General features: G+C 68.3%; 11 protein-coding genes. 9 read left to right on the top strand and 2 right to left on the bottom strand.

Annotated elements, in window-relative coordinates; genetic code table 11:
- The first annotated feature begins 371 nt into the window (after positions 1 to 371).
- The 3 genes from IZR01_RS06695 to IZR01_RS06685 all read left to right on the top strand — a co-directional run bounded on the left by IZR01_RS06695 (position 372) and on the right by IZR01_RS06685 (position 2,188).
- A complete protein-coding gene (locus tag IZR01_RS06695) occupies positions 372 to 1,070 on the top strand; it encodes a glycosyltransferase family 2 protein (protein ID WP_323746932.1) in 699 nt (232 codons plus the stop codon).
- A 94-nt stretch (positions 1,071 to 1,164) separates the two neighbouring features.
- Positions 1,165 to 1,803, top strand: coding sequence for a hypothetical protein (locus IZR01_RS06690; RefSeq protein ID WP_194923289.1), 639 nt, complete (start codon positions 1,165 to 1,167; stop codon positions 1,801 to 1,803).
- Between the two features lie 79 nt (positions 1,804 to 1,882).
- On the top strand, positions 1,883 to 2,188 hold the full coding sequence (locus IZR01_RS06685) for a hypothetical protein (RefSeq protein ID WP_194923288.1): 306 nt from the start codon (positions 1,883 to 1,885) through the stop codon (positions 2,186 to 2,188).
- 78 nt (positions 2,189 to 2,266) lie between these two features.
- Here the strand turns inward: IZR01_RS06685 and IZR01_RS06680 are convergent, their stop codons facing one another.
- Entirely contained in the window at positions 2,267 to 2,671 is a 405-nt protein-coding gene (locus IZR01_RS06680; RefSeq protein ID WP_194894342.1) for a helix-turn-helix domain-containing protein, read from the bottom strand.
- Positions 2,672 to 2,796: 125 nt separating this feature from the next.
- On the opposite strand from IZR01_RS06680, the gene IZR01_RS06675 reads away from it, so the two are divergent.
- Positions 2,797 to 3,687 (top strand): MBL fold metallo-hydrolase, encoded by an 891-nt coding sequence (locus IZR01_RS06675; RefSeq protein ID WP_323746931.1) that lies wholly within the window; start codon positions 2,797 to 2,799, stop codon positions 3,685 to 3,687.
- A gap of 204 nt (positions 3,688 to 3,891) precedes the next feature.
- A complete protein-coding gene (locus tag IZR01_RS06670) occupies positions 3,892 to 5,913 on the top strand; it encodes a glycosyl hydrolase family 28-related protein (RefSeq protein WP_194923286.1) in 2,022 nt (673 codons plus the stop codon).
- Between the two features lie 167 nt (positions 5,914 to 6,080).
- Here the strand turns inward: IZR01_RS06670 and IZR01_RS06665 are convergent, their stop codons facing one another.
- A complete protein-coding gene (locus tag IZR01_RS06665; protein WP_194923285.1) occupies positions 6,081 to 6,965 on the bottom strand; it encodes a helix-turn-helix transcriptional regulator in 885 nt (294 codons plus the stop codon).
- A 172-nt stretch (positions 6,966 to 7,137) separates the two neighbouring features.
- Between IZR01_RS06665 and IZR01_RS06660 the strand changes: the two genes are divergently transcribed.
- From IZR01_RS06660 to IZR01_RS06645, 4 genes are all read left to right on the top strand, one after another.
- On the top strand, positions 7,138 to 7,914 hold the full coding sequence (locus IZR01_RS06660; RefSeq protein ID WP_194923284.1) for an SDR family oxidoreductase: 777 nt from the start codon (positions 7,138 to 7,140) through the stop codon (positions 7,912 to 7,914).
- Positions 7,915 to 8,111: 197 nt separating this feature from the next.
- The gene (locus IZR01_RS06655) at positions 8,112 to 8,594 is read left to right on the top strand and encodes a hypothetical protein (protein WP_194923283.1); all 483 of its coding nucleotides are present in this window, start codon (positions 8,112 to 8,114) and stop codon (positions 8,592 to 8,594) included.
- A 35-nt stretch (positions 8,595 to 8,629) separates the two neighbouring features.
- Positions 8,630 to 8,977, top strand: coding sequence for a hypothetical protein (locus tag IZR01_RS06650; protein WP_194923282.1), 348 nt, complete (start codon positions 8,630 to 8,632; stop codon positions 8,975 to 8,977).
- Positions 8,967 to 10,970 (top strand): M48 family metalloprotease, encoded by a 2,004-nt coding sequence (locus tag IZR01_RS06645; RefSeq protein ID WP_194923281.1) that lies wholly within the window; start codon positions 8,967 to 8,969, stop codon positions 10,968 to 10,970. Before IZR01_RS06650 ends, IZR01_RS06645 begins: the two co-directional genes overlap by 11 nt.
- Positions 10,971 to 11,838: the final 868 nt, after the last annotated feature.

Raw genomic sequence — 11,838 nt, 5'->3', positions numbered from 1 at the left:
AGATGTGTCTAAGAGACAGGCGCCTCTGCTACGCCCCTTCGGCTCCGCCAGCGGCGACGCGGGTGTGAAGCAAAAGTGGAGCAGCAAGCTGAAGGGTCGGGGACGAAGCAGCGAAGAACCGGACTTGCCGTCAGGCTCGCCGGTCCTTCCACCGGCGGTTTCCTGTTCGCGCTCGGGCGCTGGGTTCCGTTTCTCGGCGACGCCTTCTCCTTCGTTGCCAGTGCGTCCGGGATCCTGCTCATCGCGAGCCCGCGACACCGAGCGGGTCCTCGGCTGTCTCGCCATCGCCGGAGTCCCGCCGTTCGCGAGCACGGCCGGCCCGGCCCGGATATCTTGATGGGTGTCGAAATCATCACATCGCTAGGGCATCCGTGACACAGAAAAGTGTGCTTGTCATCATTCCCGCGTGGAATGAAGAAGAATCCATCGGCGACGTCCTTCAGGAGATCCAGGATTTCCTTCCCCACGTGGACATCCTCGTGGTGGACGACGGATCGACCGACTCCACGGTGAAGACGGCCCGCGCGCACGACGTCGCGGTCCTGGAACTCCCCTTCAACCTCGGCGTGGGCGGAGCCAGGAGACTCGGCTTCGTCTACGCCCGCGACAAGGGCTACCAGATCGCTGTGCAGTTCGACGCCGACGGCCAGCACCTGCCCCAGAGCATCCCGGAACTGATCGCCGGCCTGGACGGCGCCGACATGGTCATCGGCGCGAGGTTCGCCGGCGAGGGCGACTACCAGGCCCGAGGCCCCCGCCGCTGGGCGATGACACTGTTCAGCCTCGTCATCTCCGGCCAGGCCAAGGTCCGCCTGACCGACACCACATCCGGACTGCGCTGCTGCAATCGCGAACTCATCGAATATTACGCGGCGTGGTATCCGGTCGAATACCTGGCCGACACCATCGACACTCTCGTCAGAGCCATCAAGGCCGGATACGTCGTCCGCCAGGTCCCCGTCGTCATGCGCCCGCGAGCCGGCGGCGCCCCGAGCGCGTCTCCGGTGAAGTCGATCGCCTACCTGGGTCGCGCCGTCTTCGTGCTGTGCCTCGCCTACCTACGCAAATGAGGCGGCGGCGCGAGCCTGCGGACAGCTGGGTCCGGCCGGATGAGCTGATCGGGCTGGTTGCTCCCGGCACTTGAAAATCAGTAGCCTGATGCCCGTGGCGGAGAGGGTGAGCAACCCAGGGGAACAGGGCGGCCCGCAGGCCGGTCAGCCGGTTGCCGGCGACAGCAAGTCCTGGTCGGACCGCATAGTCGGCTCGCTGACCGCGAGCCAGAAGGTGCTCACCGCCCTGGCCGGCCTGATCGTGGCCGCCGGTGCGGTGTGGGCCGCTGTCGCCGCGTTCGGGGGCTCGGGCCAGACCGGCGCCTCACCGTCGCCGACCGCACCTATCTCGACGCGGACATCCGCGACGGCTGCCGTCCAGGGCGACGGCTCCAGCGGCATCCCCATCAAGCACATCGCGGAGATCGACATCAACGACTCCGCCGGCCTGGACGTCGACCCGGCCGACGACGGAAACACCGTGTACTACACCCCGGGTCTCAACGAGGTCTTCGGCGGGAGCAACGCCCTGTTCGCCCTGCTGCCGCCCGGTCGGCCCGGAACCTACGCGGGCTGCCGGGACGACGGCGACCGGACCGCCACCATCGGCCTGGACAGCGTGGCGCCCGGCCAGGTCATCTGCCTGACGACCAGTACCCATCGCATCGCCGCGCTGAAGACCCTGCCGGTCGATCCCGCCACCCCTCAGGCGGGAAACCTGGCCATCGAAGTCACTGTGTGGCAGGGCCCTTAGGACTCCTGACAACGTAGTCGTCGCGACTCGGCCAACCGCAGGATATCCGCGCTGTAGGAAAGAACAGGGTGGCAGCAGCATGACTGACGAGATACACGGCCTCTTTCCCACCACCAGTGGGACGGAAGCCGAGATCATCAATGCACTCAACCGACGCCGCACCGGTCTCAACCCCCTGGCAGTCGCGATCGCCGAACGTCACGTCCGCGAAGGCGACCGAGCGGTCGAACTAGCCGGCGAACGCTACGAGATCAGGGACGCCGAGTGGAGCGTCGAGCAAGACGTCTACGGCTGTGAGGATGGCCGTAGTTGCCCGGACGTGACCCTGATCGAACGCGAGCGGTTCGAGGCCATCATCGCCAACCGGCTGGAAGACAGGGGTTGAGCCGCGGCGGTACGGGTCGGTGAAGCACGCGCGCAGCCCACACGGCAGCCTTGCGCAGCCCCGGATCTGAAGCGGGGTCTACCGCTGATCTGGGAATCCGCCCGGCCGGGGGGCACGGCCCTGGTTGGCAAAGTCGGAGCATTCCGGGCATTCGGCGATAATCGGGTGGCTGCATGCAGTGAGATGTCCGAGGAACCGATCTGTGGCCTGCAACAGGGCGATTCGGTCATTCACCTCAGCGCGGCGAAGGGCGATGAGGTCTAGGCGAACATCGTCGGCGCTGTAGCCGAGCTGCCGGATCTGATCGAGGGACAGTCCGGTGCGTTGCAGGGTCTGGATCAGCCGGGCGTAGTCGAGGACGTGCTCGTCATACGTGCGATGGCCTGAGCGGTTGCGCTGTGGCATGAGCAGGCCGGCGGATTCCCAATGCCGCAGCACATGTGCCTCGATACCGAGGGCGGCCGCGGCTTCGCCGATCTTCATCGTATGGACTGTGGTCACGATACGGCCCTTTACTTCATGTCGACCTTAAGTATTACCGTGCCATCATGCCTGATCCAGTACGTACTCCCGGCCTGCTCGAATGCTGTGCGACGGCGTTCGGCTCGGTGCGCGGCGCGCTGCGGCCGCGCCGCGCCGACAAACGGTTCCTGCGGTCCATCACCGATGCGGGACTGCCCGCCGCCCGGCGGACGGTGACGGTGACCTCCTTGGCGCAGGTACCGCGGCCGGTACCGACGGCGGCCATCGTGGAGGGGCGTTTCTCTCCGCGCCGCATCTCCAATTCGCTGACGTCGTTCGTGGTTCAGCATCCTGAGGCCACCTTCATCGTCGATCCGAGCGTCTGCCTCGATGCCGAGCACCGTGCCATCGCGCAGCTGCCGAGACTTCTGCGGATGGCCGTGCGCCCGCCGTCCGACACCATCGCGACGATCACCGCGCTGCGGGCCGAGCCCGACTTGCCCGCACTGGATTTCGCGCTGCCGACGCACGCGCACTGGGATCACGTGTGCGGGCTGCTCGACCTGCCAGGCCTCCCGGTGCACCTGCACAGCACCGAGCACCGCTGGATCGCGCAAGGCGTGGTCGCTCCCGTCGGTGGCGTGCGCGATTCGCTGAAGGACCGCCCCCTGGTCGAATACGATCTCGACGGCCCGCCGGTCCTCACCTTCACCCGCAGCCGTGATCTGTTCGGCGACGGCAGCATCGTCCTGGTCGACCTCGCGGGACACACACCGGGCAGCATCGGCGTCCTGGCGCACACCCCGGGCGGCTGGATCCTTTTGGCGGGCGACGTCGCCTGGCATTCCCTGCAGATCGATGAGATCCGCCAGAAGTCCAGCTACCCGGGCGATTTCGCCGACGACGACCGCGACCTCACCTTCAAAGCCCTGCACCGCCTGCACCTGGCACGCCGTTCCGCCACGATCATCCCCACCCACGACCACGACGCGGCGGCCCGGCTCGCGACCCACGCGGAACGAGTCGGGTCCTCGTGATGAGGGGTCCTCGTGATGAGGGGTCCTCGTGATGAGGGCATTGGGATTCGCTACAGCGGTTTCCGGCGGGAGCCCCGCCTTCTTGCGCAAGATTCGACCGCGCTAACGCAAGAAGCCGAGTAGAAGCTGAAGATCACTGATGATCCCCTGAAATCAAGGTACAGAACTCTTGCCTCCGGCACGTGGGCCGCCTACGGTCCAGTCATGCCCACACCCACCAAACCCCTGGCCGCGGCCTTCGCCGCGGTTCTGGGCCTGAGCACGCTCATCGCCGCCGGCCCCGCCGGCGCGGCCACGGCGCCGCCGACGAAGGTCACGCGGGCCGCGCTGGATCCGTCACTGGTCGCCGGACGCGGCGCCGATCCGGGGTTCGTCGAGCAGGAGGCGGAGAACGCCGTCACCGACGGCACGGTCATCGGGCCCGGCACCGATGCCTACACGCTGGCCGCCGAGGCGTCCGGGCGCTCGGCGGTGACACTGAAGCCCGGGCAGTACGTGCAGTTCACGCTGCCGGCGGCGACGAACGCGATCACGGTCCGCTACAGCATCCCGGACGCCCCCGCCGGCGGCGGGATCACGGCGCCGCTGGACGTGTCGGTGAACGGCCACGACCACCGGACGATGACGCTGACGTCGCAGTACGCGTGGCTGTACAACGAGTACCCGTTCAGCAACGACCCCTCGGCCGGGCCGCTGGACCCGGACTGGTGGACCACCGAGTGCAACTGCGTGCCGGATCAGACCACGCCGGCGCCGGTGTTCCCGACGCCGTTCCGTCCCAACCACTTCTACGACGAGCAGCGGCTGCTGCTGGGGCGCACCTACCGGGCCGGCGACGTCATCCGGCTGGCCGCCCCGGCCGGCACGGCCGCGGCGACCACCACCATCGACCTGATGGACTCCCAGCTGGTCGCGCCGCCGAAGATCGACCTGGCGGCGGCGAACGTGCTGCTGTTCGGCGCCGACCCGACCGGACAGCGCGACTCGGCCGACGCCATCGACCGGGCGATCGCCTTCGCGCGCCTGGTGCACCTGCCGGTGTACCTGCCGCCGGGCACGTACCAGGTGAACCGGCACATCATCGTCGACGACGTCACCATCGAGGGCGCCGGCAGCTGGTACACCATCGTCAAGGGCCACCAGGTGACGCTCTCGGCGCCGGCCCCGGACGGCTCGGTCCACACCGGCGTCGGCTTCTACGGCAAGGACGCCTCGGTCGGCGGATCGCACAACGTGCACCTGTCCGACTTCGCCATCGAGGGCGACGTGCGCGAACGCATCGACACCGACCAGGTGAACGGCATCGGCGGCGCGCTGAGCGACTCCAGCATCCAGGGCCTGTACATCCAGCACACCAAGGTCGGGATGTGGCTGGACGGCCCGATGAACAACCTGACGATCCAGGACAACCAGATCGCCGACCAGATCGCCGACGGGATCAACTTCCACACCGGCGTGACGAACTCGGTGGTGCGGAACAACTTCATCCGCAACACCGGCGACGACGGCCTGGCGATGTGGTCGGAGAAGACCGCGGACTCCGGTGACGTGTTCGACCACAACACGGTGCAGACGCCGGTGCTGGCCAACGGCATCGCCCTGTACGGCGGCAGTGACCTGACGGTGTCCGACAACCTGGTCGCCGACCCGATCCGGGAGGGCTCGGCGCTACAGATCGGCAGCCGCTTCGGCGCGGTGCCGTTCGCCGGCACGATCCGCGTCGCGGACAACACCACGGTGCGCGCCGGCACGTTCGAGCTGAACTGGAAGATCGGCCTGGGCGCCATCTGGATCTACGCACTCGAGCACAACATCGACGCGGACATCCAGGTCACCGGCGACAACTTCCTGGACAACACCTATAACGCGATCATGCTGGTCTCGGACTTCTCGGTGAAGGACCTGTACTCGATCACGAACGTGCACTTCGCGAACATCAAGGTCGACGGCACCGGCACCTCGGTGGTGTCGGCCCGCTCGGCCGGCGGCGCTACGTTCCAGAACGTGGTGGCCCGCAACGTCGGCGCCGTCGGCGTCAACAACTGCGGCTCGTTCCACTTCACCTCGGCCGGCTCGGAGTTCGCGCTGACCGACCTCGGCGGCAACACCGGAGGCGGCACCACGGGGGCCTGGCTGGCGCCGTGGGAGCTGCCGAACACGATCACCTGCGACGACCGCCCGCCGGTGGTGGTGCCGCCGGCGCCCTCGGCGTGGCCGACGAGCTGAGGTGGGATGAGGTGCGGAGCGGTAGGTAGGAGCTAGGGCGAGGTAGAGCAAGGTAGGGCGAGGTAGGCGAGGTAGCGCGGGGCGTCGTCGCTGTCCGGAGACGGGCGGCGGCGACGTCCTTGGCCGCGCCGGCCTTCACAGCCCTGGGCCCTCCGGATCTGCCAGTTCTAACCCAGAGCGGGGCTGACCGGCTCCGACGCACTCCAGCTAGCCAGCATCCGCAACGCCTGAGCACTGTCCGACCCCGGCTCGACCGTGTACACGCACAGAGTCTGCTCGGCATCACCGGGCACCTGAAACGATTCGTAGTTGAACCGCAGCTCCCCCACCACCAGATGGTGGTAGCTCTTGGCGCCGTGCGTGCGCCGCAGCACTCGATGGTCACCCCACCACCCCGTGAACTCCGGCGAACGCACCGTCAGCTCCCCGATCAGGTCGGCGAGCTGACGATCGTGCGGATACCGCCCGGCCTCGAACCGCAGCATCGCCACCGTCTCCGCGGCGATCCGCGCCCAGTCGCCCACCCGCTCGCGGGCCTGCGGGTCCAGCAGCAGGTAGCGAGCAAGGTTGCGGCGCGGTGCCGGGATCGCGTCGAAGTCGGTGATCACCACTTTGGCCAGCCGGTTCGCGGCCAGAATGTCGGTGCGCCGGCCCATGATGAACGCCGGGACCCGCTCCAGCGTCTGAAGCATCAGATACAGCCCCGGCCGGACCCGTTGCACCCGGTTCCGATTCGGCGCACGCCGGTTCGCCGCCGCCGCCGACGGCCCGGCGCCGGGGGTGAACAGGTCGGTCAGGTGCTCGCGTTCGGTGTCGTCCAGGCGTAGCGCGTCGGCGATCGCGGCGACGACTTCCGGCGAGGGGTTGCCGGCGCGGCCCTGTTCCAGCCGCGTGTAGTACTCGCTGCTGACTCCGGCCAGCCGTGCGACCTCGTCCCGGCGCAGCCCCGGCACGCGCCGCACGCGTCCGTCGAGGGGCAGCCCGGCCTTCTCCGGGGTGATCGCGGCGCGCCGGGAGCGCAGGAAGTCGGCGATCTCGGTGGCGCGGTCCATGTCTCAAGTCTGGTCCATGCCGATGCCCGGCTGCGCTCGCAAGGTGGCCCTGCCAGTACCTGCCTGGTCAGGGACACCTATGGCGGCCCAAACGGGCCCGGCGGCTGGTGTGCTGGATGTGGGCCGGAACCGATCGGCCGCAACTCCCCCTCCTTGTTGGAAGGTACGCATCATGTCCACGAACACCACCACCGCTCCTCTGGCCGGTCGCGTCGCCGTCATCACCGGAGCCTCCAGCGGTATCGGCGAGGCGAGCGCGTTGGAGCTGGCCGCGCTCGGCGCACGCGTCGTCGTCCTGGCCCGGCGGACCGAGCGGCTGGCCGATGTGGTCGCGCGCATCGAGAAGGACGGCGGCTCGGCGGTCGCGATCGCCGTCGACGTCACCGACCGCGCCGCCGTGCAGGCCGCCGCCGACCGGGTCGCGGCCGAACTCGGCGGCGCCGATCTGTTGTTCAACAACGCCGGGGTGATGCTGCCGGCGGCGGTCGAGGAGCTGGCGGTCGAGCAGTGGCAGCGGCAGATCGACCTGAACATCAGCGGCCTGATGAACGTGATCGGAGCGTTCACTGGGCAGCTGGTGCGCGCTGCGGCGCAGCGCGGCGTGGCCGACCTGATCAACACCTCGTCGATCGCGGCGCGGAACATCTTCCCCGGCTTCGCTGTCTACTGCGGCACCAAGGCCTACGTGACCCATATGTCCCGGCAGCTGCGCGCGGAGCTGGGGGCGAAGAACGTGCGAGTGGCGGCGATCGAGCCGGGCATCGTCGGCACCGAGTTGCAGGACCACGTCACCGACGCCGGTGCCCTGTCGTGGCTGGAGGACTCCAAGCAGGCGATGGAGTGGCTGACGCCGCAGGACATCGCCCAGACCGTCGGCTTCCTGGCGTCTCTGCCGCCGCGGGTGAACCTGCAGCAGGTCACGATCATGCCGACCGGTCAGGCCAGCTAGCCTGAGCGCGCCGACAACCTATGCGGCCGGCTCGTATTCGTCGGCACCATCCGCAAGATCCTCAGAGCGACAAACGACACGTCAGCTCACGCTCATAACCAAACCTGCCTACACAGGGGTTTCAATGCGGCGCACAGAGTTAAGACTATCCATTGCGTATCGCGGATCCGCGTGATCGTCACATCGGGGGGCAACGGATGGGCTCAACCGTCTACGAGGTAGTCCGGGACGTCGTGGCGCAGGCTGCCCCGGAGGAGGCGGTATTGGTCGTGGCGTTGGGCAGACTCGACCAGCGGCAGGTGGCGCGGCTTCTGCGTGGACGGCACCGCGACGAGCGAGTCGGCTTCGGACTCGAAGGGGTCCTCGCCGTGGTCACGCCCGTGGTGTGGATCGTCGTCGACGAGGCGAGCCGCACCGCCACGAGCGCCGCGACGCGGGGGCTCGGCGCGAAACTCAGAGTCCTGATGAGGCGGTTCCTGCGGCGTCGACCCCGGCTGCCGGCGGAGGTGCCCGCTCTGTCCGCGGAGCAGCTCGATGCCATGCACTCCCGGATCCTGGACGCAGCGCATGCCGCGGGCCTCAAGGACGCCACCGCCGTCCGGCTCGCCGATCACGTCCTCGCTCGGCTGATGCTCGATCGGCTGCCCCACCCGCCCGTGAGCGCCGCCGAGGATCCGTGACACCCGGGGCGGTTCCGCTCCTTGATCCCAGGACCTTGCGGGCCGGGACAACCTTGCGGTTCTTCCTGCTCCTGATGGCGGTGACGGTCGCGAGCACCGCGATGCTGGACACGATCCTCACACCGCTGCCCTGGCACAGCGCGCAGACCGAATGCGAGTTCGCCGCCGGATTCGATCCCAACGGGAACATGCTCAACGAGCTCCTGCTCGACCAGCGCAGCTCGCAGGGCCTCGCCCGCTGTGCCGGCGGCCACCCGGCCTCCTATCCGTACTGGCGCGGCCTGACAGGCACTGCCGTTCTCATCGTCCTGGCCGCCGTCGTGTACTGGTACATACCGATCTGGCGGGCCCGGCGCGCGTGTTGTAACGCTGGTGGACATTGACGCCGACGGCGAACTCAGTGCGGAGCTACAGAGCCTGACCAGGCTCTCCGAGCTCGGATCGGCACCGCACTTCGTTGTGGATCCGACCCGGATGACGGCAGGTGCCGTCGCGTTCGGCCGCACCGGCCGGTACACCGTGTGTTTGGACGGCGGCCTACTTCCACTGCGCACCACGGACCCGGCGGCGTTCGGGGCCGTCATCCAGCACGAGCTCGCGCATATCTCGAATCTAGATGTCGATCTCACCTACGCGGTCGTCGCCTTGTGGCGGGCCTTCGCCGCCCTGGTCCTGCTGCCTTACGTCGTGGTCACCGGAGTGACCTTCGCCATGGCCCAATTCGCCGGCCGGTTTCTCGCCTCGGACGCGGTGTTCTGGCCGGCGGGCAGGCCGGCACTGATCAGGCAGATCGCCGTCTCGTTGTTCCTCACGCTCCTGGTCTATCTGACCACCGCGGACATCCTGCGGCACCGCGAGCTGCACGCCGATGCCGACGCGGTCGCCCAGGGAGCCGACCGCGGCATCTGGGACCGGGCGGCTGAGGGCGAGCGCGCCACCGAGAACCTTCGGATGCTGATGAGGTGGCGCGCGCTATGGCGGGTGCATCCGAGCTCGCAGAAGCGGGCCCGATCGCTTCACGACCCGGCTGCGCTGTTCTCCCTCGGCCCCCTGCAACTGTTCTTGATCGGTTCGGTCACCTCCCTGTCGCTGAAGACTCTGACCGAGCTCTGGGGTTCCGCACTCATCACGTGGTCGATCGTGGGCGCGAGCGCGACTCTGGTCACGGTCGCCGTCTGGCGCAGCGTCCTCTATGCGGTCAAGGCGGGAGCCGAGGTACCCAGCGGGTTGTGGGCCGGCTGCTGGCTCGGCTTCGGACTCACCGCCGGCGAACTGCTCACCGCGACCGACAGTGTGAACCGGTGGCTGCCGCCGCACCCGGAAGTGCTGCTCGTGCTCGTCATCGGTGCCATGGGGTTCACGGTGTGGGTCACGCAGTGTGCTTGGCTACAGGCATCCACGCCCAACGGCGTCCAGACGGGGTTTCCGCCAGCGTTATGCGTCGCCGCCGTCGCCCTGGCGGTGACCGGCATGCTGTGGTGGCAGAGGTCCGGAAGCCTGCTCACAATGGGAAACTTCTTCGCCGCCTACGGAGAGCGGAACTACATAGTCCAAATCGCTCCCGGCCCATGGCACGCGCACTCCGGCACGTTGAGCGTCATGAGCGCGGTACTGCCCGAGCTTGCCGCATCGGTCCGCGACGGCCTCACGGTCCTGATGACGCCGGTCCTGTGGCTGTATCCGCTCGCATTGTGGACAGGCCGCGGATCCCAACGGCCGGCCCTGCGCAGGACCCTCACGCTAGGCGTAACCGGTGGCGGCCTGGCATGGATCGGCATCGCGGTCGTGATGGCCTCGATGCACACCTGGCAGCCGGCGCCGGCGCAGCGGGCAGGCGCCTTCGGGATCATCTACCTGTGGTGGGTGGTCGCTGTGATCTGGATCGCGGTCGCGGCGACCGGCTTCGCCGCGGGGTCGGGGTCTCGACTGTGGCTCACCCGGGCACTCGTCGCCAGCGGTGTGGCCGTGCTGATCGCCATCGCCGGACTCTTCCTCTCCTCCTCGGTCGACGGCTGCCTGGGTCCGCTGCGCGTCATGGGCGACAGCTGCCACGTGCTGCCGGCCACGGGCTGGCTGGTGGTGAAGACGACGATGGGCGAGTTGCTGCTCTCGCTGTACGGTGCCATGGCCAGCGCCGTAGTCGCCGCTTCGATCGCGTTCGCAGTACGCCGCGTCATCCGGCGCTCGCACAGCCCCGAACTGTTCTCGACAAAGGTGGCCGGGAACCGCGAACCCGGCGGAATCGCCAATCGCGCATGCTTCACGGCCGCCGTCGTCAGCATACTGATTGCCACCTTCGTAGCCTCGGCCTCCGCCGACTCCGGCGGCGTCGCCGCATCGCCGACCCTTCCGCCGCCCCGCAAACCACCGCAGTAAAGGTCCGCACATTCCAACTACTCATGTGGTGGCGGGTGACCGGCCAATCGCAAGTCGTGAGGCTGACAGGTGACTTCATAGCGCTCGACAGTGCGGTCCACGCGCTGCAAAGCGCCCCGGCCGATGCCGCCGGAAACGTCGCCGTCGACGTCAGCCACTGGCAGGCCTTGTGCGCCAACCTAGCCCGCGACGCTACAGACGGGGATCAGGGACTAAGCGTCCCCGATACCGGCCTTGAGCAGACATGGTCAACCACGCTCAGCGCGGATCGTCAGGCAAGCGCCACCTGCCTGGCCTGGCTTTCCGGCACCGGCAATCGTTCAGGTGCGGACAGCCTGTCCCAACTCGCCACGGCGGAAGTAGACGCCGACGATACCGCCACCGAGGTGAGAGCCCGGGTCCGACAAACAACTACCTACTGGCCGGGCCTAGTGCAGCGCCGCATTGATCTTTCGGGGGCTGAGTGGGGGGCTTTGGTCACCGGCTTGAGGCGAGCCGGGTGTGAGGCCGGCGGTCGCGTGCGGGGCTTTGGTCACCGGCTTGAGGCGAGCCGGGTGTGCGGCCGGCGGTCGCGTGCGGGGCTTTGGTCACCGGCTTGAGGCGAGCCGGGTGTGCGGCCGGCGGTCGCGTGCGGGGCTTTGGTCACCGGCTTGAGGCGAGCCGGGTGTGAGGCCGGCGGTCGCGTGCGGGGCTTAAAAGCGTTGTGAAAAAACCGCCAGATTTCGTCCGCCGGCTTACCGAGGCCCGCGGCGGTCGCCCGGCAGGGCGGACAAAATCAGGCCGTTTTGTCACAACATGTGTGGTCTGCTTCCGAGAACGGGCAGTCCGGGCGTCAAGCCGGCCACGTCGCCGGCTGCCGGTCGCCCCC

It is taken from the genome of Catenulispora pinisilvae (assembly GCF_015356865.1).
Classification (GTDB): domain Bacteria; phylum Actinomycetota; class Actinomycetes; order Streptomycetales; family Catenulisporaceae; genus Catenulispora; species Catenulispora pinisilvae.
Note: the sequence above shows the minus strand (reverse complement) of the source record. Positions and strands in the feature narration are given on the sequence as shown.